This window comes from Sedimenticola hydrogenitrophicus (genome assembly GCF_025175675.1).
In the GTDB taxonomy this organism is placed as follows: Bacteria; Pseudomonadota; Gammaproteobacteria; order Chromatiales; family Chromatiaceae; genus Sedimenticola; species Sedimenticola hydrogenitrophicus.
Genome location: NZ_JANIOA010000028.1, coordinates 24,150 through 48,870, shown reverse-complemented (window position 1 = coordinate 48,870; position 24,721 = coordinate 24,150). Strand labels below are relative to the sequence as shown.

General features: G+C 60.0%; 29 protein-coding genes. 16 read left to right on the top strand and 13 right to left on the bottom strand.

Annotated elements, in window-relative coordinates; genetic code table 11:
- Positions 1-48: 48 nt before the first annotated feature.
- The 3 genes from NPX02_RS14900 to NPX02_RS14890 form a co-directional block, all read right to left on the bottom strand.
- Entirely contained in the window at positions 49-534 is a 486-nt protein-coding gene (locus NPX02_RS14900; RefSeq protein ID WP_260294555.1) for a VOC family protein, read from the bottom strand.
- 73 nt (positions 535-607) lie between these two features.
- Entirely contained in the window at positions 608-1,192 is a 585-nt protein-coding gene (locus NPX02_RS14895) for a CHRD domain-containing protein (RefSeq protein ID WP_260294554.1), read from the bottom strand.
- 633 nt (positions 1,193-1,825) lie between these two features.
- The gene (locus NPX02_RS14890; RefSeq protein ID WP_418067342.1) at positions 1,826-1,993 is read right to left on the bottom strand and encodes a transposase; all 168 of its coding nucleotides are present in this window, start codon (positions 1,991-1,993) and stop codon (positions 1,826-1,828) included.
- Positions 1,994-2,232: 239 nt separating this feature from the next.
- Here NPX02_RS14890 and NPX02_RS14885 point away from each other — a divergent pair, with 239 nt between their 5' ends.
- Positions 2,233-3,015, top strand: a complete 783-nt coding sequence (locus NPX02_RS14885) for a class I SAM-dependent DNA methyltransferase (protein WP_260294553.1) — start codon at positions 2,233-2,235, stop codon at positions 3,013-3,015.
- 326 nt (positions 3,016-3,341) lie between these two features.
- Here NPX02_RS14885 and NPX02_RS14880 read toward each other — a convergent pair whose 3' ends face one another.
- Positions 3,342-4,202 carry an HDOD domain-containing protein gene (locus NPX02_RS14880; RefSeq protein WP_260294552.1) on the bottom strand — a complete coding sequence of 287 codons (861 nt, stop codon included), beginning with the start codon at positions 4,200-4,202 and terminating at the stop codon, positions 3,342-3,344.
- A gap of 101 nt (positions 4,203-4,303) precedes the next feature.
- On the opposite strand from NPX02_RS14880, the gene NPX02_RS14875 reads away from it, so the two are divergent.
- From NPX02_RS14875 to NPX02_RS14860, 4 genes are all read left to right on the top strand, one after another.
- Positions 4,304-4,636, top strand: a complete 333-nt coding sequence (locus NPX02_RS14875; RefSeq protein ID WP_260294551.1) for a transposase — start codon at positions 4,304-4,306, stop codon at positions 4,634-4,636.
- A gap of 144 nt (positions 4,637-4,780) precedes the next feature.
- On the top strand, positions 4,781-5,833 hold the full coding sequence (locus tag NPX02_RS14870) for an aldo/keto reductase (RefSeq protein WP_260294550.1): 1,053 nt from the start codon (positions 4,781-4,783) through the stop codon (positions 5,831-5,833).
- Between the two features lie 224 nt (positions 5,834-6,057).
- Positions 6,058-6,477: a VOC family protein gene (locus tag NPX02_RS14865; protein ID WP_260294549.1), complete on the top strand. Its 420-nt coding sequence runs from the start codon at positions 6,058-6,060 to the stop codon at positions 6,475-6,477.
- 27 nt (positions 6,478-6,504) lie between these two features.
- Entirely contained in the window at positions 6,505-7,134 is a 630-nt protein-coding gene (locus NPX02_RS14860; protein WP_260294548.1) for an MBL fold metallo-hydrolase, read from the top strand.
- 450 nt (positions 7,135-7,584) lie between these two features.
- Here NPX02_RS14860 and NPX02_RS14855 read toward each other — a convergent pair whose 3' ends face one another.
- Both NPX02_RS14855 and NPX02_RS14850 read right to left on the bottom strand, forming a co-directional pair.
- The gene (locus NPX02_RS14855; protein WP_260294547.1) at positions 7,585-8,349 is read right to left on the bottom strand and encodes a hypothetical protein; all 765 of its coding nucleotides are present in this window, start codon (positions 8,347-8,349) and stop codon (positions 7,585-7,587) included.
- Between the two features lie 191 nt (positions 8,350-8,540).
- Complete coding sequence (locus NPX02_RS14850) at positions 8,541-9,377, bottom strand: alpha/beta hydrolase (protein WP_260294546.1); 837 nt, start codon at positions 9,375-9,377, stop codon at positions 8,541-8,543.
- Positions 9,378-9,807: 430 nt separating this feature from the next.
- Here NPX02_RS14850 and NPX02_RS14845 point away from each other — a divergent pair, with 430 nt between their 5' ends.
- The 8 genes from NPX02_RS14845 (at position 9,808) to NPX02_RS14810 (ending at position 14,863) form a co-directional block, all read left to right on the top strand.
- On the top strand, positions 9,808-10,815 hold the full coding sequence (locus NPX02_RS14845) for an HDOD domain-containing protein (protein ID WP_260294545.1): 1,008 nt from the start codon (positions 9,808-9,810) through the stop codon (positions 10,813-10,815).
- Entirely contained in the window at positions 10,808-11,140 is a 333-nt protein-coding gene (locus NPX02_RS14840) for a YnfA family protein (RefSeq protein WP_260294544.1), read from the top strand. The genes NPX02_RS14845 and NPX02_RS14840 overlap by 8 nt, the downstream gene beginning before the upstream one ends.
- A gap of 59 nt (positions 11,141-11,199) precedes the next feature.
- Positions 11,200-11,673 carry an LEA/WHy family protein gene (locus NPX02_RS14835; protein ID WP_260294543.1) on the top strand — a complete coding sequence of 158 codons (474 nt, stop codon included), beginning with the start codon at positions 11,200-11,202 and terminating at the stop codon, positions 11,671-11,673.
- A gap of 50 nt (positions 11,674-11,723) precedes the next feature.
- Positions 11,724-12,155, top strand: coding sequence for a YqaA family protein (locus tag NPX02_RS14830; RefSeq protein WP_305792893.1), 432 nt, complete (start codon positions 11,724-11,726; stop codon positions 12,153-12,155).
- Positions 12,156-12,195: 40 nt separating this feature from the next.
- Positions 12,196-13,413, top strand: a complete 1,218-nt coding sequence (locus NPX02_RS14825) for a putative sulfate/molybdate transporter (RefSeq protein ID WP_260294542.1) — start codon at positions 12,196-12,198, stop codon at positions 13,411-13,413.
- Between the two features lie 109 nt (positions 13,414-13,522).
- A complete protein-coding gene (locus NPX02_RS14820) occupies positions 13,523-14,020 on the top strand; it encodes a GlcG/HbpS family heme-binding protein (protein ID WP_260294541.1) in 498 nt (165 codons plus the stop codon).
- 233 nt (positions 14,021-14,253) lie between these two features.
- Positions 14,254-14,523 carry an Lrp/AsnC family transcriptional regulator gene (locus NPX02_RS14815; protein ID WP_260294540.1) on the top strand — a complete coding sequence of 90 codons (270 nt, stop codon included), beginning with the start codon at positions 14,254-14,256 and terminating at the stop codon, positions 14,521-14,523.
- Positions 14,524-14,623: 100 nt separating this feature from the next.
- Positions 14,624-14,863, top strand: a complete 240-nt coding sequence (locus tag NPX02_RS14810; protein WP_260294539.1) for a CDGSH iron-sulfur domain-containing protein — start codon at positions 14,624-14,626, stop codon at positions 14,861-14,863.
- A 648-nt stretch (positions 14,864-15,511) separates the two neighbouring features.
- Here the strand turns inward: NPX02_RS14810 and NPX02_RS14805 are convergent.
- The 7 genes from NPX02_RS14805 to NPX02_RS14775 all read right to left on the bottom strand — a co-directional run bounded on the left by NPX02_RS14805 (position 15,512) and on the right by NPX02_RS14775 (position 20,386).
- Positions 15,512-15,943 (bottom strand): c-type cytochrome, encoded by a 432-nt coding sequence (locus NPX02_RS14805; protein ID WP_260294538.1) that lies wholly within the window; start codon positions 15,941-15,943, stop codon positions 15,512-15,514.
- Positions 15,944-15,990: 47 nt separating this feature from the next.
- Positions 15,991-16,734 (bottom strand): cytochrome c biogenesis CcdA family protein, encoded by a 744-nt coding sequence (locus NPX02_RS14800; protein WP_260294537.1) that lies wholly within the window; start codon positions 16,732-16,734, stop codon positions 15,991-15,993.
- A gap of 69 nt (positions 16,735-16,803) precedes the next feature.
- Positions 16,804-17,190: a c-type cytochrome gene (locus tag NPX02_RS14795; RefSeq protein ID WP_260294536.1), complete on the bottom strand. Its 387-nt coding sequence runs from the start codon at positions 17,188-17,190 to the stop codon at positions 16,804-16,806.
- A 164-nt stretch (positions 17,191-17,354) separates the two neighbouring features.
- Entirely contained in the window at positions 17,355-17,693 is a 339-nt protein-coding gene (locus tag NPX02_RS14790; protein ID WP_260294534.1) for a hypothetical protein, read from the bottom strand.
- Between the two features lie 266 nt (positions 17,694-17,959).
- Positions 17,960-19,411: a sensor histidine kinase gene (locus tag NPX02_RS14785; RefSeq protein ID WP_260294532.1), complete on the bottom strand. Its 1,452-nt coding sequence runs from the start codon at positions 19,409-19,411 to the stop codon at positions 17,960-17,962.
- A 10-nt stretch (positions 19,412-19,421) separates the two neighbouring features.
- Entirely contained in the window at positions 19,422-19,673 is a 252-nt protein-coding gene (locus tag NPX02_RS14780; RefSeq protein WP_260294531.1) for a hypothetical protein, read from the bottom strand.
- Positions 19,670-20,386: a response regulator gene (locus tag NPX02_RS14775; protein ID WP_260294530.1), complete on the bottom strand. Its 717-nt coding sequence runs from the start codon at positions 20,384-20,386 to the stop codon at positions 19,670-19,672. The genes NPX02_RS14780 and NPX02_RS14775 overlap by 4 nt, the downstream gene beginning before the upstream one ends.
- A 200-nt stretch (positions 20,387-20,586) precedes the next feature.
- Between NPX02_RS14775 and NPX02_RS14770 the strand changes: the two genes are divergently transcribed.
- The 3 genes from NPX02_RS14770 to NPX02_RS14760 all read left to right on the top strand — a co-directional run bounded on the left by NPX02_RS14770 (position 20,587) and on the right by NPX02_RS14760 (position 24,706).
- On the top strand, positions 20,587-21,492 hold the full coding sequence (locus NPX02_RS14770; protein WP_260294528.1) for a Spy/CpxP family protein refolding chaperone: 906 nt from the start codon (positions 20,587-20,589) through the stop codon (positions 21,490-21,492).
- 243 nt (positions 21,493-21,735) lie between these two features.
- Positions 21,736-22,137 carry a DUF302 domain-containing protein gene (locus NPX02_RS14765; RefSeq protein ID WP_260294527.1) on the top strand — a complete coding sequence of 134 codons (402 nt, stop codon included), beginning with the start codon at positions 21,736-21,738 and terminating at the stop codon, positions 22,135-22,137.
- Positions 22,138-22,267: 130 nt separating this feature from the next.
- The gene (locus tag NPX02_RS14760) at positions 22,268-24,706 is read left to right on the top strand and encodes a heavy metal translocating P-type ATPase (RefSeq protein ID WP_260294526.1); all 2,439 of its coding nucleotides are present in this window, start codon (positions 22,268-22,270) and stop codon (positions 24,704-24,706) included.
- Positions 24,707-24,721: the final 15 nt, after the last annotated feature.

Here is a 24,721-nt window from a genome sequence, read left to right as displayed (position 1 = left end):
CCAATGGGGTCCATTGATATGGACCCCATTGGTGCAGTAGATCCAACCTCAACCGCGGCGCGCCGCCTCGATTGCAGCGATGTCGATCCTTGTCATCTGCATCATCGCATCGAACGCGCGCTTGGCCGCAGCAGCATCGGGATCGGTGATCGCTTTCGACAGGGCGATCGGCGTAATCTGCCAGGATAAACCCCATTTGTCCTTGCACCAGCCGCACGCGCTCTCCTGGCCGCCGTTGCCGACGATCGCGTTCCAGTAGCGATCCGTTTCGGCTTGGTCAGCGGTTGCCACCTGAAACGAGAACGCTTCGTTGTGCTGGAACGCGGGTCCGCCATTGAGCCCGAGGCAGGGAATGCCCATTACGCTAAACTCGACCGTCAATACATCCCCTTGCTTGCCGGACGGAAAGTCTCCCGGGGCTCGGTACACCGCGCCGACGGATGAATCGGGGAAGGTTTTGGCGTAAAAGCGCGCCGCTTCCTCAGCGTCGTTATCGTACCATAGACAAATCGTGTTCTTTGCTGGCTTCACCATGTCACTTCTCCATCGTTATAAGCTACCCAAAGCCGGAGCAAACGATGCACTCGCATATTTGTGTGGCGATACCTCAGGTCCGTCGGCGCACCCAGGCGAGCACTGCGAAGGCGAGGCCAAACAGGCTCAGTACGGCCGGTTCGGCCACGCGCTCCACCTGGCCACGAATGGCCCCGGCGGGAAAGGCGGGGGTATGTACGTTGATGTACAAGCCGGTGGCGAACAGGTTCGGCAGTTGCGCGGCCAGCGTCGTATTGAAGCCTTCGGCAAGATCCCAGGCGGAAAAGATCGTCCCGGCTACTGCATCGATCACGAGATCGCTGTTCGTATCGTTGTTCGGGTTGATGAAGCCGAACACGACCGCGCCGGCAGTGCCGGCCGGGGCATTGTGGATGTGTGCCGCGGTCACGTTGTCGGAGATGTCAGCGGTCTGCAGACCGTCGAGATCGAGGCCGAACAGTTGGATCGCGATCTCCAGGCGATCCATGGCGTCGTTGAGCACCAGCGTGGCACTACCGCTGGCCGTCGCATCGCCCGGCGTGGGTACCTCCTGGTCGGCGGTGAGATCCGCCTGGAACAGGATGCTCGCAAAGGACGGAATGGGAAGGCTCAACAGCAAGCCCGTGACAAGGATTCGAAACGTATGCTGGATGTTCATTTCCTGCCTCACTCGGCGCTTTGCGCCACGCTATCTCTGCAGACGGGCAGGCAATTTTCGCGCCCAAATAACATCTTCAGTAAATCCAGATACTTGCGAAAGGGCTCGGCAGAGGCGTGTATAAAAATCCGACAGTGGAACGCGCATCGTGGCTACCGGAACGATCACGCGGCCCGACAGAAATGCGCTTTTTCTACGCGTTACAGCATCAGCAACCGGTACGCTCTTAAAGTTAAAAAGGCCAGAGCCCTTTAATCGAAAAGGTGCTGACCCCTTGGGTCCTTACGGATCTGTGCCGTGCTTACGATAACGGGTGAATAAATGATGTCCTGTATTCAAACACTCGCCAAGACGCCAAGAGCGCAAAGATTAATGGTAGGAATCGGTTTTCCTTTCCGTGCTTGGTGTCTTGGTGAGAGTAATGATCCCTTACCGGTCCGGAATCGGGAAGGCGCCGGCGTGAGTACGGAAAGATATTTGGCCGCCTTGGGCGGCTCAGGCTGTTGTGGCGCCTTTGAGGCGCTCACCCAATAAGCCCCCGACATTGCCGGTGGTAGTTAACTGATGGGTGCCCGGTATTCCGGTAATCCGCCTCTGCTAGTCCGGGTATTCCGGCATTCCGTTTGTATTCCATTACTGTATTCCGTTACCATGGGTCCTGTATTCCATGACCCAGCGCCTCAGAGTGGTCTCATCCACATCCAGTGACCGGCAGGCCTCTGTAACCGTATATCCCCGGTTCAGCACCAGGGAAGCGGGTTCATTTTTAAACTTCGGTCGATAAGGACCGAGGTTATCTATTCATCGAACACCTCGCTTTGGGTGGTATTTTTGCTACCTATATTGCTGTCCGGTTTCATTGGGCAACTACATAATGTCAGCTCGGGAGGGGCTGCTTCGCTCTAAACTTCAGTCAATAGAATTGGGCGACCCTATTTAGGGCGACTTGGTTCGCCAGGCAATTATGCCTCATGCAGGGCACGCGGTATAAATGCAAAAAGGTTAGTCGCCAGCCGAAAATCAAACAAATGGAGGATTTGATGCAGAGACAACATAGAATTCAGTTCCCTCAGACGAAGGCTCATAGTCTGAGTCAAGACGAAGTCTTTTTTTACCTTCAGGAAGCCGAAAATCAAAGAAAAATAAGATTTCACGACTACGATAAAATTTATCAAGTACAAGGCTTGTATGAACAAATATTCTATGATCGTCTGAAATGTACATCTCCGGGCAAGGTGACATCCATACTGCAATCAGCAGTGAAGCAGTCGGATGATAATTTCACTGAACTTCGTGTGCTGGATTTTGGTGCCGGCAACGGCATGATGGGAGAGGAACTTAAGAAGCTTGGCGTCTCCAGGTTGATAGGGGTCGATATTATTCCAGAGGCCTACGATGCTACTGTTCGAGACAGGCCGGGTTTGTATGATGACTATTATGTTACGGATTTTACCAGGCTTGATGACGATTCAAGGGAGAAAATAACCGCGTGGCAATGTAACTGCATGGTAACTGTTGCAGCCCTCGGATTTGGCGATATTCCGCCAAAAGCCTTTATATCGGCATTTAACATCATTGAGAGCGAAGGGTGGATAGCATTCAATATCAAGGAAACATTTTTTGATACCAGTGATAAAACAGAGTTTTCAAAGATGATTCGGGAAATAATATTTTCCAAGTATGTAGATGTATATAACATTGAACGCTACCGACATAGGTTATCAATCGAGGGTGAGCCTCTCTATTATTTCGCGATTGCTGGCAGAAAGAAGGCAGATATCCCTGCAGAATATCTTAAATCAAAAGGCATTATTATGGCCTGACTATTCGTTAAAGGATCGTGAGTCAATCCCAGATGATTCGAGGAAATATCATCAGCAATAACGGGTTGCACGCTGTGTTAATCGAAATGTCACCCCCGTTCTTCACGCTGCTTGTTGTATGTGGGGCCTCCTTGCTAGCCTATGCCGAGGATAGTTGACAGGGGAGTGATATGCCAAGCAGGTAAGAACGGGGTACCCATTAAAATAACAGACACCCGAGATGCAGTTGACAACGAATTAATGATGGGTGTTCTGTATTCAGCACAGTTACCGCCCGTATCGGTCGTCGGCCTTCGAGTGCCCGACGGAGTAAAATTCAGCATCCATCAATTAAAAATGGCGCGGATCTCGCCCTCGTAGCGGTCAACTTCTTCCGTCAGGTCGGCGAATTTCTCGTTGATGCCGGCAATCAGCTGCTCGTCACAGGTTTTGTCCATGTATTGCCACTCGAAAGTACCGCCAGCCAACAGATTGGCGACATAGATAATATCCGCCAGGCTACGCAGGGTTGGCGGTACAGGGCGCGGTTCGTCATGTTCGCGGATGGCCTCGGTGATATCCTCCGGCATGCCCAGGGCATTCAGCAGGGTATACCCGATCTGTTCATGCCACTGGGTGATCAGGTACTTCACCGTCTCCGGACGGCTGCGCAGCTCGTCGTACTGCGAGGCCCGATAGAGCATATAGAAGCCGCCGATATCGTGGATCATGCCGGCCAGCATGGCTTCATCCGGATTGATGGTGGTGTGGTGTTTGCTGATGACATGGGCGAAACTGGCGGTACGCAGGGAATGTTCCCAGAGTCGTTGTGAAAAATCCGCAAACACAGACATGGACTTGGCGCAGCGTATCTGACGGGTGGCGATCACCAGGGCAGAATTGCGCACCAGATTGATGCCCAGGCGCATGATGGCCATTTTGACATCAGTTACCGTCGCGCCGCCAGTGCTGTAGGCGGCTGAATTGGCCAGGGCCACTAGGCGTGAGGCGATCAGGGGTTCGGTGCTGAGCATGCCGGTGACCTGTTCGAGCGACCAGTCGGGATCACTGAGTGCCTCCCGCAGCCGTACCACTACATCGAAGCTGGTCGGAAAAACGATCTCCCCGGAGAGTTCCTCGGCAATGTCCTGCAGCATTTGAAAGCGCTGCGTCTTCAGCGCTTCTCCCGTCTTGTCATCCACGTCCATTTTTATTCCACTCAAATTGCCGGTAGCTGACAGCCTGCAACGAATTGGCTGTGGTATTACCCTGATTAGCTAACGATAACATACTCTCTGTGTGCGGTAATATGTCGAGCAGAACGAGGCGATACGAACGGGAAGTCCACGATTTAATTACCGCATATCCGAGCGGTAATTGCCCGGGCCGGGGCGACAATAACCGAATATTTGACAAGTTCCACATCATGCGCCACTTGACCGATGCCTCGACGCGGTGCGCCGAAGCGAATACCGGCGCCTGGTGGGCAAGGAGTGCAGTTACTTCAAGGGCAACCGTTATGTGTCGCTCTCCCACCGAGAAAACCTCTCCCTGGATGGCAGACGCGTTCAAGAAACTGCTCGCCGCCAACGAGCGGCTCAACACCGCCTACCTGCTCAAGGAGGCCTTTGGCCAGATGTAGTACTACCGCAGCGAACGCGGCAATAACAGGTTGCATGGCATGTTGCTAGATATGCCCCCCGTTACGCCTGCCGCTGTTGTATGTAGAGGCTAATCTATCGATAATATCTATACGATTTTGAGAAGAGTGAAGGCTGGGATCGCTATGGAATTTTCCAAACTGGGCAGCAGTGGCCTGTTGGTATCGAGAGTGTGCCTGGGCACTATGACCTGGGGGACGCGGAACAATCAGCAGGAGGCAAATGAGCAGATTGAATACGCCTTGTCACATGGGGTGAATTTTATCGATACCGCGGAGATGTATGGCATCCCCCCCACCGCGAAGACCTATGGCTCCACGGAAACCATCATAGGAAATTGGATCGCGGCCAATCCGTCCCGGCGCAATGAGTTTGTTCTGGCCAGCAAGATCGCCGGTAACGGTCTGAGCTACATCCGCAACGGGGGTGATATCACCGCCGAGGCGGTTATCTCTTCGGTCGATGGCTCGCTGCAGCGCCTGCAGACAGACTTTATCGATCTATACCAGTTGCATTGGCCGAATCGCACTTCCCCCCATTTTGCCAAACATCATCCAGGTAAGCTGTGCTTCACGGCGGTCGATGCAAAGGCCCATTCCGAACAGATGCTGGAGATTCTCCAGGCGCTTGATGAATGTGTTAAAGCAGGCAAAATCCGCCACTTTGGGCTCTCTGACGATACCCCCTGGGGAATAAACGAGTATATCCGCCTGAGTGAACAGCATGATCTTGTGCGTGTGACCTCAATCCAGAACGAATTCAATCTGCTGCATACCAAGGATTGGCCCTATCTGGTTGAGAATTGCGTACATGCCGATGTGGCATTTCTGCCCTGGTCACCACTGGCGGGCGGCGGGTTGACCGGCAAGTACATTGATGGGGCGCGCCCGGCGGGTTCCCGCTGGAGCCAATTGCAACGCAACGGCCTGTTTCGCGATACCGAGTCGAGTAACGCGGCGACCAAAGCCTATGTCGAGGTGGCAAGAAAGCACGGTCTGAAACCCGCGCAGATGGCACTGGCCTGGTGTAACCAGACAGACGGTGTTACCTCCACGATTATCGGTGCCACCTCGATGGATCAGCTGCGGGAAAATATGGGCGCTTTCGAACTCGCTTTGAATGATGCTGTTCTGAAAGATATCGCGTCAGTCCACAGGCAGTACCCGGTACCCTTCTGATCCCGCCAGATAAAATATGGTGGACACAGTATGGAACGGGGTTGGCCAAGTGATCCTGTGTGACGTATTGCAGGAACAACGCTAGGCACCTCGTTTCGGCGTCACCCATCCAGCGGGTGTACGAATTAATCCCTCATTGATGCTCCGCAGCACCAAAATATTGTCGGTGCTCTATATTTACTCTTATCGGTTAATCTATTTATCACTCAACAGATGGGTGGAAGATGATTGAAGTGGCGGGCATTGATCACCTGGTCTTGCGCACGACAAAACTGAACCAGATGCTGGATTTTTATACCCGGGTCTTGGGTTGCAAGGTGGAACGGCAATCCTCTCCGGAGACCGGCCTTACCCAGTTGCGGGCGGGCTTTTCGTTAATCGACATTGTGGCTGTGGACAGCCGTCTGGGCCGACTCGGGGGCGCGGCGCCGACTGCGGAAGGTAATAATCTTGATCATTTCTGCCTGCAGATAAAATCCATTCCCGAGGACGAGCTCGTCAAGCACCTGGAAGGTGTTGGTATAGCGGTCGGCGAGTTTGCGGAACGATACGGTGCACAGGGTTTGGGTCGTTCTATCTATATCAAGGATCCGGAAGGGAATACGGTGGAGCTGCGAACCCGGATGGCCTCACCAGCCGCGTGAGTAGCCTCCAGAACACCGGAGGGCAAGATGATACAAATTCTGCCTGATGTGTGGGAGACGGAGGTGGAGAGTCCGTTTCCGGGTCTCACCACGCATGCCTACCTGGTAATCCGACGTAGCGGAAACGTGTTGTTTTACAACACCGGCCATACCCGTGAACTGGACCGGATGGAGGCGCTGGGTGGGGTCACATACCAGTTTCTGAGTCATAGGGATGAATTGGGCGAATCGCTGAAGGCGATATGCCAACGTTTCGGCACCAAGCTGGGTGGCCATGTGCGTGAGCAAGGGGAGTTTGCCCGCATCTGCGCCCCGGATATCCTGTTTGATCAGCGTGAAGTGCTACTGGGCAACATCGAGGTCATTCCCACTCCGGGACACACGCCTGGAAGCACCTGTTTTCTGGTGCACTCAGCCCACGGTCAACGTTACCTGTTCACTGGCGACACACTCTATCTTGGCGATGACGGCACCTGGAAACCGGGCCTCCTCGCCGGCTCCGACAAGGATGCACTCAGCGAAAGCCTCAGGCTGCTGCGGGAGTTAAAACCCGATGTGGCATTTTCCAGTGCCTTTGGCGGGGAGTACGGCTATCAGGATGTTTCGGCGGATTGGCTGGAACGGGTACAACAGGCGCTGGACCAGTTACGCGGGTAGTGCCTGAATCCCCGCGCGGAAACACCGATCGGCAAGCGGCGATTTCCGAAGCTCAGTTCCAGACACCGGGCGGGCCACTCCCTCGCCGGGACACGCTGTGAATACGTCCCTGTACGCTCGGCGTCGGCATGGCATCCTCGGCTCCGTAAACGGTACATCCCTGTATCACTCCTCCTGCCTCCGACGGTCCCGGCAAGGGGGTGGCACGCCCTGCACGACGCCTCTAGAACTCCGAAATTTGACCCAGTAGTTGCATTAATTGTGACCCAATGATCTGTTTCACCCCGTTATCTGTCGGATGAAATAGACACGTTGCATGGCTTCCTGGAATGCACCGCTGGTGACGTCCGGTATTGCACCCTGTAGGAGGCCCGCCTCCGGGCCGATATCGCGGCGAGGCGCCGCGCCTACAGGTCGATTATCACAATGATAGGGTTGAGTTAACGGTATTCAGGCCGGGGACAACTGGTACTCACAGCTGGCCGCGCCGTGATGGGTGCAACCGACCTTGTCCACACGATAGCCGGGCAGCGCGTCCGCACTGTCGAGCAGGCCTTGCATGGTCCCAGCCAGGAATTCGCAGCATTCCGGTCTGTGCGCCGCGTGTTTCATGTTCCTGGTATACCCGCTGACCCGAACCCCTTCGCTGTACTTTGATATGTTCACCAGGGGCGACAGGGCGGGAACGAGCAGCAGATCAATGGCGAAGCGCAGCTCGCTCACCGCACCATTCACCTTGAGGTTCTTGTACAGATGGCAGCCGAATCCCTCTCCCAGTTCCCGCATTCGCTGCCCGCGTTCAGCTTCGGGAATGGCACTGTTGATTTCGACCAGCCTTCCGGAGATGTTGGGGTAACGGCTGAGGAGGGAGAAGATCAGCATGCGATCGCGGATGTCGGCATCCCCGGCTTCAGAATCTTTATCTTTATACCGGGTAGCGGGGCTATCGGCCGGTGTTGGAGCCGGGCTGCCGGTTGTATCGGCTGTTCCGCCACTCAGCAGTTTTGCCACGCCATTCAGTGATTCCAAAGGCGGGCGCAGTTGCTCTTCATTCAACAGCGGCCCATTGACCTCCAGGATCAGATTGCGACCACCCTCGGGGCGTATTTCAAAACTTTGCCTGTCGATGCCCAGTCCCAGTTTACGCAGACAACTCATCACCCGGGCGAGGGCTCCTGCCGTGTCTTCCAGTTGCAGTACTATTTCATAGCTCATTTATTGGCTCTGTGGCCATTTTTCACGGCCACTCCTCCTTCGTTCTGGTTTGTTATCAGAATGGGAACGGGAACAGTGCACGCCACCTATAACCAGCAACGGGGAGCGTGTCAAGAGTTCAGCGATGGCCGAAAGCAGGGGGCAGACTCATTTATTGCCGCGCTGATCAGCCGATACCCGCCGCCAGGCCGTCAGCGCGGCACAATCCGCCCACCGGAGAGGTGAGCGGTGAGGAAGGCATCGAGACCGTTGACATAGGTCGCTCCGCTCATGAGGAATCCCGTATTGTGATCTCCCCGCAATTGCGGAAAGGTCCGGGGAGGTCGGGCCGCCGCATAGAGCGACCGGCCGTGCCGATACGAAATGATTTCGTCGTCAGGGCTGTGTATCACCTGCACGGGACACCGCACCTCGGCCAGATAGTCCCGTGTGGCGTATTGCAGGCGGGCGAGCCAGCGGGCCGGCAGCCACCAGTACAAATCGGCGGCCATGTCCGGGACCGAGATAAAGGCGGACTCCAGGATTAGCGCCCCCGGTTGCTCGCGCGCGGCGAGCCAGGCCGCCAGCGCGCCCCCCAGCGAGCGGCCGAACAGCACAATGCGCTCCGGCGATTCGCCCCGGGTGTCGACCAGATGATCCCAGGCCGCCAGGGCATCCTGGTGTGTTCCCGCTTCGCTGGGTGTTCCCTCGCTCTGGCCGTAGCCACGGTAATCGAAAATCAGGATGTTGAGTCCCAGTTGATGAAAGATACGCAACGAGTCCAGCCGGTGGGAGATATTTCCCGCGTTGCCGTGGAAGAACAGCAGGGTGCCCCGTGCGTTCTCGGCCGGGATATACCAGCCATGCAGCGCCATACCGTCGGCGGTCACCAGGCGTACCTCTTCATAGGGCAGGCCGATATCCCGGGGGCTGGCGGCCAGCTCCCGTGAGGGGATGCCGGGCAGATAGAGTAGACTGGACTGGCCGAGATAGACGACCAACAGCAAAATAGCGTAGGCGCCGGCCGCCGTCAGTAGCAGACTCCACATGGGGCTGTATTTCCTGAAATGGTCCATACGGGCAGCATAGTGGAATCCTGCGCCTGCGTGTTGTGCGGGTGCACAAGTGCGCCTGTTTGCAACCGCTTGAGCGGCCAAGCCAAAAGCGAGTTGCCGCGCTCGTAACGGCCGAAATATCTTCCCTTAAATCGGGATCTGCTACTATTAAACCCAATAGTTGCATTAATCATGGCCCGATGATTTGCTTCACCCCGTTATTTGCCGGATGGAATAGACATGTTGCATGGTTTCCTGGAATGCACCGCTGGTGCAGTCCAGAATTGCACCGGTAGGAGCGGCGCCCCGCCGCGATTTCGGCCCGGGGGCGGGCTTCCTACAGGTCGATTTTTGCAATGATCGGGTAAATAGTGAAGGCACAATAGAAAGCTGTTGTTGGAATAGGGGAGACGTGGATAATTCCATGAATAGTAGCGGGCCCGGTAAACAGCACTATTTGGCTGCCATCAATAACATGGTAACGGACCTGCCCCTGCTACCCTCGGTGGTCTCGCAACTGCTGGTCCTGAGTCCGGATGATGACCGGTTTCTCGATGAGGTCTACCACCTGGCCCGGCAGGACCCCACGTTCTCCATCCGCCTGGTGCAGTATGCCGCCAGGACCTGCCGGTCCAGTCAGATGGCGGAGAAATTCAGTCTCAAACACGCCATAGCCCGACTCGGTTCCCGACAGATCGCGGGTATCGTCGCCAGCCTGTCGCTGATGGATTCCTTTGAACCGAATAATCAGAGTGACCGTAATCTCTGGGTCCATTCGGTACAGGTGGCGGTGATCGCCAGAAAACTGATTGAAGTGATGCCCGATCTGCACCTGGACAGTGAGATCATCTATCTGGGTGCGCTGCTGCATGATATCGGACGCTTCGTTATCTTTCAGGCGGTTCCGCAAGGGCCTGCCCGGATTGATGAAAGTCACTGGATGACCCCGACCGAGTTACTGGATGCAGAGGTCAATATCTGCGGTGTCGATCATGTCCGGGTCGGTGCCGAGGCCTGTGCGCGCTGGGATATCCCCAAGGCGATCAGTGATATCGTCGCCAATCATCACAACTACCACCTGCCCCTCGATACCCTGGACGAGCGGCTGCTCTGCACCCGTGTCGGGGTCACGCAGATCGCCGATTTTTATAGTGTCTCGCTGATGAACCAAGCGGTTGAAGAGGTGATTGAAGCCGGGGTGGATGAGATGGAGCCGGCGGGGAACGGCGAGGAGCGACTCACCGAAGCGTTGGCAGAGGCACTCGATGAGATCATCTCCGCCAACGGTTCCGTACTGCCGGAAAAGTACCGGGCCATCATACCCCATACGCTGATCATGCAGCGGCAGCAGATTGTTAGCGAAACCGGAACGATACTGGATGCGTTGGGGATTCCCGAGGAGACGGACGGCGCTATAATGCGGCATGACTGAACTGAAAACGGTTGGCCTTTTTCTGATCACCGCAGTAGCGGAAATCGTAGGCTGTTATCTGCCATACCTCTGGCTTAACCAGGGCCGGTCCGCCTGGTTGCTGGTGCCTGCCGCATTCAGTCTCGCGGCATTCGCCTGGTTGCTCACCCTGCATCCGACCGCCGCCGGGCGGGTCTATGCCGCCTATGGTGGGGTTTATGTATTTGTCGCCATCCTCTGGCTCTGGGCCGTTGATGGCGTTCAGCCGACGTCCTGGGACCTGATCGGCTCCGCTGTGGCATTGACGGGTATGGGGATCATCATGTTTGCCCCTCGCTATGGTTGATGGGGCGGTCCAGAGCGGCAGCGGATGATTCAATAGCAACCGGCCACTGGAGATTTTCAATGCGTCACTTTCGACTTGTTGCCGTTCCGCTCCTGCTCTCCCTACTGCTGAGCGGCTGCGCCGGACTCTGGCGCGATTACGAAAAGCCCCAGGTCAACATCACCTCTTTCGCCCTGGCGCCGGAATCCACCGGTCAGGCGCCGGTGTTCGATATCGGCATTCAGGTGATCAACCCCAACCGGGCCGCGTTGGCGTTAAAGGGCATAAGCTATTCCCTGGAGGTCGAGGGACACCGGATAATCAGCGGCGCCACCGCGGATCTGCCCGGCGTGCCCGGTTACGGCATGGCGGACTTCACGATTCAAGCCAGCCCCAATCTGTTCGGCAGCGTGCGTCTGTTCAGTGACCTGTTCTCACGCCAGCATGCCAGTCTCGGTTACCGCTTCAAGGCGCGACTCGATGTCGGCGGCCTGATGCCCTTCGTCAACCTGGAGGAGTCCGGCCGCTTCAGCCTGTCCGATGCCGGGCGCTGATCACGGCCGCCATGGATTGCGCTGTTTCGCAGGTTGTTGCAGGATAAGGCATGATCCTCTCCTACCTGTTGTTGTTCAGCTCCGCCTTTCTGGCCGCCACCATATTTCCGTTCTATTCCGAAGCGATCCTGTTTGCCCTGTTGCGGGATGGGGGGGATGCGGCCACGCTGGTGGTGGTCGCCACGCTCGGCAACACCCTCGGCGCGGTGGTCAACTGGCTGCTGGGTTGGTATCTGCTGCATTTTCAGAATCGCCGCTGGTTCTATTTCAGTCAGAACCAGATCGACAAGGCGCAGCGCTGGTTTCAGCGTTACGGTATCTGGAGCCTGCTGCTGGCGTGGACGCCGGTCGTGGGTGACGCCCTGACCCTGATCGCCGGTACCATGAAGGTGCGTCTGTGGCCGTTCCTGCTGCTGGTGGGTACCGGCAAGGCGCTGCGCTATATTTCGGTGGTCTATCTGACCGCCTGGGCGTCGCTCTGAAGGTGACCGTTGAAGGGATTGCGCAACCACAGGAGATGCCGTGATTGATAGGCAAGGGAACAGGGACGCGAACCCGGACCGCCCGGCCGCCGCGCGACCGGGCGGGGAGCACGGCTCCGCCCCGCAGCGGCCGCGCAACCGCTTCGACCGCATGGAGTGGGCCGGCGCCTTTGGCGACCTGGGTACCCTGATCCCCTTTGTCGTCGCCTATATCAGCGTGGCCAAGGTGGATCCGCTGGGCGTGCTGTTTGCGTTCGGCGTGGTGCTGATCATCTGCGGCGCCTATTACCGGACACCGTTTCCGGTGCAGCCGATGAAGGCGATCGGCGCGGTGGTGGCGACCCAGGGCGCCCAGTTTGCCGTGACCGTGCCGGCCATCTTTGCCGCCGGACTGGTCACCGGCCTGATCTGGTTGCTGCTGGGGCTCAGCGGCACCGCCGAGAAAATCGGCCGGCTGGTCAGCCGCCCCGTGCTCATGGGCATCATCCTCGGGCTGGGCATGAGCTTTATGCTGGAAGGGGTGAAGTTGATGGCAGCCAACTGGTACATCGCGGTGGCCGGCTTGGCCGGGACCATTCTGCTATTGAGCAGCCGAAGGATCCCCGCCATGCTGGCACTGCTGGTGTTCGGCCTGCTGTGCGGTGTGCTGCTCAATCCCGGCACGCTCGATGCCCTGGCGACGGTCTCCATCGAGTTTCGCCTGCCGGCTTTTGCCTTGTCCGAACTCACCTGGGCCGATCTGTTGACCGGTACCCTGTTCCTGGCACTGCCCCAGCTACCGCTCACCCTGGGCAATGCGCTGCTGGCGATCCGCGAGGAGAACAACCGGCTGTTTCCCGACCGGCCGGTAAGCGACCGCGGGGTGGCGGTCTCCACCGGCCTGATGAATCTGTTCGGCTCGGCGGTGGGTGGGGTGCCCATGTGCCACGGGGCCGGCGGCATGGCCGGGCACGTGGCGTTCGGCGCCCGCACCGGCGGGGCACCGATTATCCTCGGCGGCATCCTGCTGCTGGGCGCGCTGTTTTTCAGCAGTTCGGTGGAACTGCTGCTGGGCTTGCTGCCGACCGCCATCCTCGGGGTGATCCTGTTCATCACCGGTTCGCAACTGGCGCTCGGCAGCGGCCGGCTTGACCCGCGGAAAGCGGAGCGGTTCATCACCCTGATCACCGCCGCCAGCGCCATCTGGAATGTCGGACTGGCGTTTCTGCTGGGGATGCTGGTGACCTGGATCCATCGGCGGGGCTGGCTGCGGCTCTGAGAGGCCGACGGGCAAGGTGCCTGTGACAATACTGAGGTTTTCCACAATTCTGTTGTTTCGGTAAACCGTTACAATGGCCGGTGCAAGTTCACAGGAGGAGATAACGAAAATGAATAAAAATAGAAGTCTGAGCGCCCTCTGTCTGGGACTGGCGCTGTCGATTCCCGCCGCCGCCGACGAGGCATCCCGCACGGTCAATATTCAGCGCCTGACCCTGGAGACGGCCCGGGAGATCGCCCTGGGCGCCATCGACGCCTGCCGCAAGGAGGGGATCCAGATCGGGGTCACGGTGGTCGACCGCGACGGGGTGATCCAGGTGGTGTCGCGGGATACCATCGCCGCACCCATCACCGTCGAGATCAGCCGCCAGAAGGCCTTCACCGCGGCCAACTTCAATGCCGCCACTTCCCAGCTGGTTTCCCGGGCCAATACCCCGATCGGCCGGGTGCAGGGGCTGGTGATGTCCGCCGGCGGCCTGCCGATCCAGGCTGGCGGCATGCTGCTGGGGGCGGTGGGGGTGAGTGGCGCGCCATCCGGCGAGACCGACGAAGCCTGCGCCCAGGCCGGTATCGACCGGGTCCAGGATGATCTCGAAATGGCCATGTAACCGGCCAGGTCGCAGCCACTCCCGGTTTCCGTGCCGGTCATGGACCACTGCCGGGGTGTTGCACCCTGCCCATCCCGCGTGCGGAGCGTATGCCCGTTTTGTTCGCTCCCGGTTGTGGATCGGATGAAGCGTCCTGTGCGAGAATTTACCCAAAGCAGCGGATTGGGTAGGGGGAGACAAGTCCCCCTGCCTGTTGTGGAACCCAACATATACCATCCCAGGAGATCAAGCCGATGATCACTTCGATTATCCTACTGAACGTGGCACGCACCCGGATCAATGAGATCGCCGAGCAACTGGCCGAGATGCAGGAGGTGTCCGAGGTCTATTCGGTGACCGGCAACTATGATCTGGTGGTCATCGTGCGCGTCGCGCAAAACGACGATCTGGCCCGCCTGGTGACCGAGCAACTGGTCAAGATCGACGGCATCGAGAAGACCGACACCATGCTGGCATTCAAGGCCTACTCGCGGCACGACCTGGAAGCGATGTTTGCCATCTGATTTTCAACACAAATCCTGTTCATATTACGGCCTGCCGATGGGCTAAGCTTAGGGCGAGCCGTACTGCTTGAGTCGCGGCCGGATCGAGGAGCAACAGGAGATGAGTGAACCCGTACGCGCCGCCGATAGCCCCTTCGCCGTGGAAGTGGAGCAGGGCAAGACCTATTTCTGGTGTGCCTGTGGCCGCAGCGCAACCCAACCATTCTGCGACGGTTCCCACAAGGTCACCGAGTTCCGCCCGATCAAATACGAAGCCACGGAGTCCGGGACGGTCTACTTCTGCGGCTGCAAGGGGTCTGGTCACAAACCCCTGTGCGACGGCAGCCACAAGCAGCGCTGAATGCCGGGCCAATCCCCGGCTCAACCGGGGGACTGCTCAGGTTTGACCTCTGCACGGGTTGAGTGCCGAATGGCACTAAGTTAAGCCGGGATACACCTGTTTCCGTCATTCCGGCGCAGGCCGGAATCCAGGGAAACTGCCTCCATCGAACCGCCTGGATCCCGGCATTCGCCGGGATGACGGTGGTTCTGGGCTTAACTTAGTGCCGTTCGGTTGACTGCCTTTGGATGACAGATGACAAATGGACTCTCGCCAAGACGCCAAGCACGCCAAGAAAAAAACCATTCTTTGCTGTAACTACTTACCCGGCCTGTAAGTGATTGGTCTGCCTTGTGGGCCGATCTTGATGGCGCCTTGAATCCGGTCCCTTTTTCAGATTCAAGCCTGCCCTTGTTTGAGCGCAGCGAGTTTGGGCAGGCGCTGAAAAAGGGACCGGATTCGAGGAGGCAAGCCATCGTGTGAGGCCTACAAGGCAGGCCAATCATCCCCTGGAGCAGTTACTCTTTGCTTTAACCTTTGCGCTCTTGGCGACTTGGCGAGAGTAATGAACCTTTACCGTTCCGGTACCGGGAAGGTGCCGGGGTGTTCGTCTTGCCCGCATTGTGGCTCACCGCTTTTTCCGCCAGCAACCACACCCTGCGGGATCGGCTACATGCGGTGCGCCCGATAGACGATGCCATTGGCCTCCTGCAGTTCGCGCACATAGTCGATAATGTTGGCCACCTCTTTTTGTGACACCTCCGGCCGCGGGGGCATGTCGCCGAAGGGCCAGTGATGCTGTTTCACCCCATTCTTCGCCGCGCGGAAAAACGCCTCGTCGGCGTGGTGGCCGGGGTTGTAGGTGTCATGCACCAGCGGCGGTCCGGCTTTGCTGCCCGCTCCGTTTTCGCCATGGCAACTGCTGCAGCTGGTGTCGTAGGCAACCTTACCCTTGCCGGCCAACCGGGACAACTCAGGCACCTTGATGTCGGCCGTGGCCGCCGATGAAGATGAGCCGGTGAATTTTCCCACCGCAACCGCAATGCCACCCAGCAGCACGGAAGAGATGACGACGATCTGGATGATTTCTGTGGTTTTCATGTGACTCCTCGATCAGGTTTGGATAATCAATAGGGTCCGGCGGACGGTTATCCCAGGTTGTTGAACCAGGTCAGGTTCTGCAGCAGCCAGATCGACATGCGGTTCAGATAACCGGTCACCATGGCAATACCCATGATGATCAGGATGACGCCGGCGATCCGGTGCACCAGGGGGCCGTGCCGCCTGAAGCGCTTGGCGTGATGCAGAAACTGGTCGGTAAACAGGGCGGCGAGAATGAACGGCACTCCGAGCCCGATAGAGTAGATGGCCAGCAGGGTGGTGCCGCTGCCGATCAGCCCCGAGGTGGCGCTGACGGTCAGGATGGCGCCCAGGATCGGGCCGATACAGGGTGTCCAGCCGAAGGCGAAGGCGAGGCCCAGCAGGTAGGAGGAGAGGGCCTTGCCGCCGGGCAGCGCGGCGTGGATACGCAGTTCCCGCTGCAGCAGGTTCAGCTTCACGATGCCGGTCATGAACAGGCCGAAGACGATCACGATGATGCCGCCGACAATGTTCATCTCGTAGCGGTAGCTGATCAGCAGCCGGCCGAGGGCGGTCGCACTGGCGCCGAAGGCGATGAAGACGGTGGAGAAACCGAGCACGAAGCAGAGACTCAGGCCGATAATGATCAGGGTCTCTTTTGACGATGGACCGTAGGTGCGCATCTCATCCAGTGACTGGCCGCCGATATAGGAGAGATAACCCGGCACCAGAGGCAGCACGCAGGGGGAGAGAAAGGAGATCAGTCCGGCGCCGAAGGCGGAGAGGATGCTGATACCGGAGAGTTCGATCATGATGATGGCCTGTCTGCAATAGGACTGATGGTTATGACGTAATGGAAGATGTCCGCCGATTCTCTCCGGCTACTGGATGTTCGCATTTGACTGTTCCCGGCGAATGTAGGCGACGATGTGCCCGGTCTGCTCCGGCGTGATGTCGGCCACCGCCGGCATGTCGCCGAAACCCCAGTGGTGCTGACGCACGCCGTCGCGTACCGCCATGTGGAAAGCGAAATCGGCGTGGTGCTTCGGCCGGTACACGTCGTTGACCAGGGGCGGGCCCTGCTCGGTGCCTGTGCCGTCGGCGCCGTGGCAAGCCTGGCAATAGGTGGAAAACAGCGGCGCTCCCTGCGCCGCCTCGCCTTTGAAACCGGGCGGCGGCAAGTGCAGAGCGGCAAGTCGTTCCTCGGGATCCGGGGCCTCGCAACCGGCGAGCAGCAGCAGGGCGGCAAAGGTGACGAATTTTTTCATGTTTCGGCTCGATCTGGCTGAGTGTCGGGCTGATCGGGCAACAGTCAACCGGCGCCTAAGGCGGTTGCTGACCCGCAAGGGATCGGTCGACATTGATCAGGGGGTCGCCTGTGGCGCGCCAGGGGGCGGACAGGGACGGCCATCGGTCGTCGACCGACAGTCTGTCAGACGGAGGGTAGCGGGGGCCTTAGGGGGCGATCGGGCAGGGGAACCGGCGTTTCCGGAGTGCCCGCCTCGACGTAACTGTCGCCGCGCGGGGTCTCCAGGGTCAGGGTCTGGTCGCTGCAGATCTGGGAGCCGAAGGAGGAATCGCACTGCTGCTGGCAGCACTCTTCGTCCTCTCCCGCGTGCTGCATGTCGCAGTCATCGCCCTGGCAATCCATGACGTGGCTGCCGTCCACCCCGGATTCCAGCGCCGACGCCGCATAACTGATGGTTAATGGCAGCAGGGCCAAAAACACTATCAGCATCAGCAAGGAAAGGCGATGGGGGCGTGGTCTCATCGGGTGCGGCGATCTCTTTCGGCTATCGGGTAGATGATATCGGTACCAATGGTACTCGATATATTTACTCTGTTACAGAGACTTGGTTTGGAAAAAAGTTCCATTGGAAGTGGGGTTAATCCACGCCGGGGGTGCCCCGGGTACCGTAGGGTGCCGGTGAGCTTGCGAACCGCACCGCCGCTGAAATCCCTCATGCGATGCGGTTCGTTTCACTCACCGCATCCTACAACAGCACCCTTCCACGCGACCGAGCGCGCCCTACGCGACTAACCTCCGGCTCCGTTTGCCGGTCCCCGGGTTCTCGGCAGCACGACCTCGGCGATCAGGCCGCCGCCCTCCCGGTTTCTCAGGCTCAGGGTACCGCCGTGGGCCTGGGCGATGTTTTTGGCGATCGAGAGTCCCAGGCCGGTGCCGCCGCTCGCCTTGCTGCGGGAGTCGTCCACCCGGGTAAAGGGTTCAAATACCCGTCCGAGATCGGCTTCGGGGATCCCAATGCCGTTATCCGCAATGGTGATCTTCAGGGATTTGGCTGAATCCTCCACCGCGATATCCGCGCGGCCACCGTACTTGACGGCATTGTCCACCAGGTTGGTGAGCAGGCGGCGCATGGAGACCGGATGGCAGAGGAAAGAGTGGTCGGCCCGGCCGCTTAAGGTGATGCGGGCGCCGGACTCCTCGCCGTCGATCTGCAGGGTCTCCAGCAGGTCGTTGATATCCATCGCCTGGACCTCCCCGTGGCCGGTCTGGTCGCGCATGAAGTCGAGAATGCCCTGAACCAGGGTCTCCATCTCCTCCAGGTCGCGTTCGAATTTGGCCTGCAGGTTGGCGTCATCGAGCAGCCCCGAACGCAGGCGCAGACGAGTGATCGGCGTCTTCAGGTCGTGGGAAATGGCGGCCAGGAAGCGCGACCGCTCATCCACGAACTGGCGGATCTGCCGTTGCATGGCATTGAAGGCGCGCAGTGTGCCGCGCACCTCTTCGGGGCCCTCCTCCGCCAGCGGCGGGCGCTGCAGATCCTCTCCCAGGGCCCGCGCCGACTCCGCCAGATAGGCCAGTGGCCGGATGATCCAGCGCACCGCCAGCAGGGCCACCAGGCCCAGGATCAGCAGCACCAGGCCGAGCGCCAGGGTGACGCGCAGTGGCCAGGCGGTGATTCCCTCCGGCAACTGTTCGCCAAAACTGACCCATTGGCCATCCCGCAGCCGCACCTGGATCAGGTGCCTCCCCTGGCTGGGGAGGATCAGCCCCGCTTCGGCCAGATGCTGATGCATCATCTCCTGCATGCGGGGATTCATGCCCATGCCCATGGGCAACTCGCGCGACGGGTTGAATTGGCCATCCGCCTGTGTACCGGCCAGGGCGAAACGTGTCTCCCGCTCCTCCTCCAGGTAGTAGCGCAGGGCGGTCAGGAATATGGCGCTGTCGCCGCTCGCGTGGTTGTCTCCCCGTTCCACCGGGGGCAGGGTCAGGCTGATGCGGGTGCCGGGCGCGTCCAGGGCCGCTGCCGTCTCCCGGCGCTGTGCGGGTGACATCGGATCGAGGATCTTGACAATGCCGGCGAGGCGCTGGGCGCTGTGTATCCCCACGGCCCGCTGGATCACCGAGCCCCGGTCACTGGTCAGGACCAGGGCGGTGATCACCTCGGCCAGCACCAGCCCGAACAGCAGCAGGATGACCAGCCGGCTGAACAGGGTGCGTGGATAGGTCGGCCAGTTCATCCTAAAAACCTCATTTCAACCGCTGAGGACGCCAAGAAAATAACGGTTTGATTTTTTTGATCCCCCACTCCTCGAATTGTGCCTGAGGTGTCGGAGTCAAACCGGCCTCGGTCCGGTGAATCGACGCACGACAGGAGGCTGGTTTGACTCCGACAGCTGTGGATTCAGGTAATCCATTGAATCTCTTTGCGCGCTTCGCGGTTGATTCGAGGAGTTCGGGGCCGTGTGGCCGTGAAAATTGGCTCTCCTGCCAATTTTTCATGCGGGCTCCACCTTGGCGGAGAGGACATAGCCCTCGCCACGGACGGTCTTGATCAGTTGCGGCTCCCGGGCATCCTCGCGCAGGCGTTTGCGCAGGCGGCTGATCTGGATATCGACGGTGCGCTCATCCGGGGTCCAGTCGCGTCCCTCCAGGAGTCCCATCAGCTGGTCACGCGACAACACCCGGCGCGGACGGTCGAGGAAGATACGCAGCAGTTTGTACTCGGAGCCGCTGAGCGAGACGATCACCCCGTCCTCCGCCACCAGGTGGCGCGCCGAGGTATCCAGGGTCCAGCCGGAAAAACGGATCTTCTCGCCGCTCTCCGGGCGGCTCTCCAGGAGGCTGCGGGCGCGCCACAAGAGCGCCTTGATGCGCGCCTGGAGCTCGCGGGGATTGAACGGTTTGGGCAGGTAGTCGTCGGCACCCATCTCCAGCCCGAGAATCCGGTCCATCTCCTCGCCCCGGGCCGTCAGCATGATGATGGGCACATTCGACTTGCCGCGGAGATTGCGGCAGAGAATCAGGCCGTCCTCGCCCGGCAGCATCACATCCAGTACCACCAGATTGATCCGGTTACGTTCCAGTTGCTGCCACATCTGACGGCCGTCCCGGGCCGCCGATACCCGGTACCCGCTCTTGGTGAGATAGGTGGCCAACAGCTCGCGGATCTCCGGATCGTCATCAACTATCAGTATGTGGTCAATCGTTGTCATCTTGTCTGACTCGGTAGTGTTATGCCAGTTATAAACCGGCCCGTGGAGTTTTAATGTATCAAAGTGTAACAGTTTGGCGGGTTGAAACAGTTCGCTACCTGTTCGGGCCAATGTTGCAACACTGCGCTACACGACTATGGTTTACTCATGATCAAGAGAGAGCAGTCGCTCGATCAGCAACAACCGATAAGGAGATTGAAATGAGAACGAATACAAAAACACTGGTGCTGGCTGTCGGTCTTGGAGTGGGTCTCGCTGTAACCGGTGTATTGCTGGCGCAGAACCCCTACGGCTACCAGGGCGGCCCCGGCATGTATGGACAACCCGGGATGATGTATCAGGGTCAAAATCCACAGGGAGGGTACGGCATGATGCAGCCCGGTTATGCCAATCCTAATATGATGCAGCCTCGCTATGGCGCGCCGAACCAGCAAGGCAGTCCGGGTATGATGCAGGGTCCCGGCATGATGGGCGGTCCCGGTATGATGCAGGGCCCCGGCACGATGGGTGGTCCCGGTATGATGCAGGGCCCCGGCACGATGGGCGGTCCCGGCATGATGCAGGGCCCCGGCACGATGGGTGGTCCCGGTATGATGCAGGGGCCCGGCACGATGGGTGGTCCCGGTATGATGCAGGGGCCCGGCACGATGGGTGGTCCCGGTATGATGCAGGGCCCCGGCACGATGGGCGGTCCCGGCATGATGCAGGGCCCCGGCATGATGGGTGGTCCCGGTATGATGCAGGGTCCCGGCATGATGGGCGGTCCCGGTATGATGCAGGGCCCTGGCATGATGGGGCAGCAGGGCGTGAATCCGGCGGAGCGTCTGGCGGCGGTAAAGACCGAGCTGGGTATTACCGCGGATCAGGAAGCGGCCTGGAACAGCTATGCCGAAGCGCTGCAGGCCCATGTTGCCCAGGGGCAGGCGATGCACCAGGCCATGTGGTCCGGCCAGGGCTATGATCCGGCCGCGCACAACACTCAGCATCAGGCCATGTGGCAGTCGCGGCAGCAGGTCTCCAATGCGCTGCAGAACCTGTACTCCGTGCTTACCCCCCAGCAGCAGCAACAGGCCCGGACCCTGATGGGCCAGGGCGGTTGTCGTTGAGATGGAATCGGGGCGGGCGATGACGCCGGCCCCGTAGTTTGGCCTTGCATTCGCGGCGCTTATCCGGGCAGAGTATCCCGTGGTAGCGGATGACGGCGGCGGCCTCGAAGTAGACCGGCACGCCGCCGCGGATGCCACGGAGTCCCCGTCCTTGTGATTCCGGATTGGCCCCGCGTCGGGATGATGGTTCAATCAGGCCCTTATCGAGATACAACTCACAACAGCATACAGAGGAGCAGCACCATGTACGGATTCTCAACCCGCCTGACCGGCAATCTGGAGGAGATCGAACAGCAGTTGACCGAGGCGTTGAAGGCCGAGGGGTTCGGGATACTCACGGAGATCGACGTCCAGGCCACCCTGAAGAACAAGCTGGGTATCGAGCGGGCACCCTACCGCATCCTCGGCGCCTGCAACCCGCCCCTGGCCCATCGTGCCCTGGAGGCCGATCCCGATATCGGGCTGCTGCTGCCCTGCAATGTGGTGATACGCGAAGAGCCGGACGGCTCGATTTGCGTCGCCTTCATGGATCCGCAGGCGGTGCTGGGCCTGGTGCAGGGTGAGGCGGTGGTTGAACTGGCGGACGAGGTGCGCACCCGGCTGCTGCGGGTGCGCGAACAGCTGGGCGGGACCTTGACCGGCTGATCGGCTGCGTCGGGCAGACTGGGCCGGTCTGTTTGTCGGGACGTCCGGGATTCATCCGTGACGGGTGGGTGCCGACGATGGCTAATCCGTATCGCCGCCGTGGTTCGGCGGATGGCGACAGGAGCGAATAATGATAAAACAGGTGGAAAGCGGGCTACCGATGCAATCGATTGATCCGGTGTGCGGCATGCGGGTTGCGGAACCCGCCGAACACCGACATCGGTTCGAGGGTGTCGAATACCGCTTCTGCAGTGCCCATTGTCTGCAGAAGTTTTCCGCCGACCCGGCGACCTACCTGGCGCCGAAGGCGGAGGCGCCCGGCGTTCCGCCGGCGGTAACGACCGCCGACACCACCTACACCTGTCCGATGCATCCCGAAGTGCAACAGCCGGGCCCCGGCGCCTGTCCCAAGTGCGGCATGGCCCTGGAGCCCGTCGCCCCGGTGGCGGCCCCGCGTACCGAATACACCTGTCCCATGCACCCCGAGATCGTCCAGGACCACCCGGGCAACTGCCCCAAGTGCGGCATGGCGCTGGAACCGCGCACCGTGGTGCCCGAGGAGCGGAATGAAGAGCTGATCGACATGAGCCGACGCTTCCGGGTCGGCGCGCTGCTCTCCCTGCCGCTGTTCCTGCTGGCGATGATTGCCGACCTGGCGCCCAGCTGGCTGCCGGCCGGGGTGTCGATGCGCGGGGTCCAGTGGGTCGAGTTTATCCTCGCCACCCCGGTGGTGCTGTGGGGCGGCAAGCCGCTGCTGATCCGTGGCTGGCAGTCCGTGGTGAGCTGGAACCTCAATATGTTCACCCTGATCGGTCTGGGCGTGTCGGTGGCCTGGATCTATAGCGTGGTGGCCCTGCTGTTGCCCGGGCTGTTCCCGCTCAACATGCGGCATGCCGACGGCAGCGTGCCGGTCTACTTCGAGGCCGCCGCCGTGATCACCGCCCTGGTCCTGTTGGGCCAGGTACTGGAACTGCGCGCACGCAGCCAGACCAATGCGGCGATCCGGCTGTTGCTCGGCCTTGCCCCCAATACCGCCCGTATCGTGCGCGCGGACGGTGCCGAGGAGGATATCCCGCTGGAGCGGGTGGTACCGGGCGACATCCTGCGCATCCGCCCGGGCGACAAGGTACCGGTGGACGGCGTGGTGACCGAGGGACACAGCGCGGTGGACGAGGCAATGGTCACCGGCGAGCCGATACCGGTGGAGAAGCAGCCGGGCGAGCCGCTGATCGGGGCCACGGTGAACGGTACCGGCAGTCTGCTGATGCGGGCCGAGAAGGTGGGGGCCGACACCCTGCTGGCGCAGATCGTGCGCATGGTCAGCGAGGCCCAGCGTTCCCGGGCACCGATCCAGAAACTGGCCGATATCGTGGCCGGCTATTTCGTCCCGGTGGTGGTGTTGATCGCCGTGGTGACCATGATTGTCTGGGGCCTGTACGGACCGGAGCCGCGCCTGGCCCACGCCATGATCAATGCCGTGGCGGTGCTGATCATCGCCTGCCCCTGTGCCCTGGGCCTGGCGACCCCCATGTCGATCATGGTGGGCACCGGCAAGGGGGCGACCCTGGGTGTGCTGATCAAGAACGCCGAGGCGCTGGAGATCATGGAGCGGGTGGACACCCTGGTGGTGGACAAGACCGGTACCCTCACCGAGGGGCGGCCGCAGCTGGTCTCGGTGCAGGCGCGCGCGCCCTTTGACGAACAGCAGCTCCTGCGGCTGGCCGCCAGCCTGGAGCGGGGCAGTGAACATCCGCTGGCCGAGGCGATCGTGCGCGGCGCCGAGGAGCGGGGGGTGAAACTGGCCGCCACCGAGCGGTTCGACTCCATTACCGGGCGCGGGGTCACCGGCTATATCGATGGCCAGGCGGTGGCGCTGGGCAATCTCAAACTGTTTGAAGCGTTGTCGATCGATCCCGGGACGCTGCCGGCCGAGGCGGAGACGGGGCGGGCACAGGGACAGACGGTGATGCTGGTCGCCATCGACGGGCAGGCGGCCGGGCTGATCGGCGTTGCCGACCCGATCAAGGCCTCCACACCCCAGGCCATCCGCGACCTGCATGCCGAGGGGGTAACGGTGGTGATGCTGACCGGCGACAACCGCACCACGGCTGCATCGGTGGCCAATCAGCTCGGTATCGACCGGGTGGAGGCGGAGGTGTTGCCGGAGCAGAAGGCGGAGATCGTCAAGAAGCTGCAGGCCGAGGGCCACACCGTGGCGATGGCCGGCGACGGCATCAACGACGCCCCGGCCCTGGCCCAGGCCCATGTCGGCATCGCCATGGGCACGGGGACCGATGTGGCGATGGAGAGCGCCGGGGTGACCCTGGTGAAGGGCGATCTGCGCGGTATCGTGCGTGCCCGGCGGCTGAGTCGGGCCACCATGCGCAACATCCGCCAGAACCTGTTTTTCGCCTTCGTCTATAACTCGCTCGGCGTGCCGGTGGCCGCCGGGGTGCTGTATCCCCTGTTTGGCCTGCTGCTGTCGCCGATGATCGCGGCCGCCGCCATGAGCCTGAGTTCGGTCTCGGTGATCGGCAATGCGCTCAGGCTGAGAAATCTGGTTGATTAACGAGGAGTATTTTAT

Excerpts from the sequence above, each read along its gene's own strand:
- NPX02_RS14900 (WP_260294555.1), bottom strand. The coding sequence starts at position 534 with ATGGTGAAGCCAGCAAAGAACACGATTTGTCTATGGTACGATAACGAC.
- NPX02_RS14895 (WP_260294554.1), bottom strand. The coding sequence starts at position 1,192 with ATGAACATCCAGCATACGTTTCGAATCCTTGTCACGGGCTTGCTGTTG.
- NPX02_RS14885 (WP_260294553.1), top strand. The coding sequence starts at position 2,233 with ATGCAGAGACAACATAGAATTCAGTTCCCTCAGACGAAGGCTCATAGT.
- NPX02_RS14880 (WP_260294552.1), bottom strand. The coding sequence starts at position 4,202 with ATGGACGTGGATGACAAGACGGGAGAAGCGCTGAAGACGCAGCGCTTT.
- NPX02_RS14875 (WP_260294551.1), top strand. The coding sequence starts at position 4,304 with ATGTCGAGCAGAACGAGGCGATACGAACGGGAAGTCCACGATTTAATT.
- NPX02_RS14870 (WP_260294550.1), top strand. The coding sequence starts at position 4,781 with ATGGAATTTTCCAAACTGGGCAGCAGTGGCCTGTTGGTATCGAGAGTG.
- NPX02_RS14865 (WP_260294549.1), top strand. The coding sequence starts at position 6,058 with ATGATTGAAGTGGCGGGCATTGATCACCTGGTCTTGCGCACGACAAAA.
- NPX02_RS14860 (WP_260294548.1), top strand. The coding sequence starts at position 6,505 with ATGATACAAATTCTGCCTGATGTGTGGGAGACGGAGGTGGAGAGTCCG.
- NPX02_RS14855 (WP_260294547.1), bottom strand. The coding sequence starts at position 8,349 with ATGAGCTATGAAATAGTACTGCAACTGGAAGACACGGCAGGAGCCCTC.
- NPX02_RS14850 (WP_260294546.1), bottom strand. The coding sequence starts at position 9,377 with ATGTGGAGTCTGCTACTGACGGCGGCCGGCGCCTACGCTATTTTGCTG.
- NPX02_RS14845 (WP_260294545.1), top strand. The coding sequence starts at position 9,808 with ATGAATAGTAGCGGGCCCGGTAAACAGCACTATTTGGCTGCCATCAAT.
- NPX02_RS14840 (WP_260294544.1), top strand. The coding sequence starts at position 10,808 with ATGACTGAACTGAAAACGGTTGGCCTTTTTCTGATCACCGCAGTAGCG.
- NPX02_RS14835 (WP_260294543.1), top strand. The coding sequence starts at position 11,200 with ATGCGTCACTTTCGACTTGTTGCCGTTCCGCTCCTGCTCTCCCTACTG.
- NPX02_RS14830 (WP_305792893.1), top strand. The coding sequence starts at position 11,724 with ATGATCCTCTCCTACCTGTTGTTGTTCAGCTCCGCCTTTCTGGCCGCC.
- NPX02_RS14820 (WP_260294541.1), top strand. The coding sequence starts at position 13,523 with ATGAATAAAAATAGAAGTCTGAGCGCCCTCTGTCTGGGACTGGCGCTG.
- NPX02_RS14815 (WP_260294540.1), top strand. The coding sequence starts at position 14,254 with ATGATCACTTCGATTATCCTACTGAACGTGGCACGCACCCGGATCAAT.
- NPX02_RS14810 (WP_260294539.1), top strand. The coding sequence starts at position 14,624 with ATGAGTGAACCCGTACGCGCCGCCGATAGCCCCTTCGCCGTGGAAGTG.
- NPX02_RS14805 (WP_260294538.1), bottom strand. The coding sequence starts at position 15,943 with ATGAAAACCACAGAAATCATCCAGATCGTCGTCATCTCTTCCGTGCTG.
- NPX02_RS14800 (WP_260294537.1), bottom strand. The coding sequence starts at position 16,734 with ATGATCGAACTCTCCGGTATCAGCATCCTCTCCGCCTTCGGCGCCGGA.
- NPX02_RS14795 (WP_260294536.1), bottom strand. The coding sequence starts at position 17,190 with ATGAAAAAATTCGTCACCTTTGCCGCCCTGCTGCTGCTCGCCGGTTGC.
- NPX02_RS14790 (WP_260294534.1), bottom strand. The coding sequence starts at position 17,693 with ATGAGACCACGCCCCCATCGCCTTTCCTTGCTGATGCTGATAGTGTTT.
- NPX02_RS14785 (WP_260294532.1), bottom strand. The coding sequence starts at position 19,411 with ATGAACTGGCCGACCTATCCACGCACCCTGTTCAGCCGGCTGGTCATC.
- NPX02_RS14780 (WP_260294531.1), bottom strand. The coding sequence starts at position 19,673 with ATGAAAAATTGGCAGGAGAGCCAATTTTCACGGCCACACGGCCCCGAA.
- NPX02_RS14775 (WP_260294530.1), bottom strand. The coding sequence starts at position 20,386 with ATGACAACGATTGACCACATACTGATAGTTGATGACGATCCGGAGATC.
- NPX02_RS14770 (WP_260294528.1), top strand. The coding sequence starts at position 20,587 with ATGAGAACGAATACAAAAACACTGGTGCTGGCTGTCGGTCTTGGAGTG.
- NPX02_RS14765 (WP_260294527.1), top strand. The coding sequence starts at position 21,736 with ATGTACGGATTCTCAACCCGCCTGACCGGCAATCTGGAGGAGATCGAA.
- NPX02_RS14760 (WP_260294526.1), top strand. The coding sequence starts at position 22,268 with ATGATAAAACAGGTGGAAAGCGGGCTACCGATGCAATCGATTGATCCG.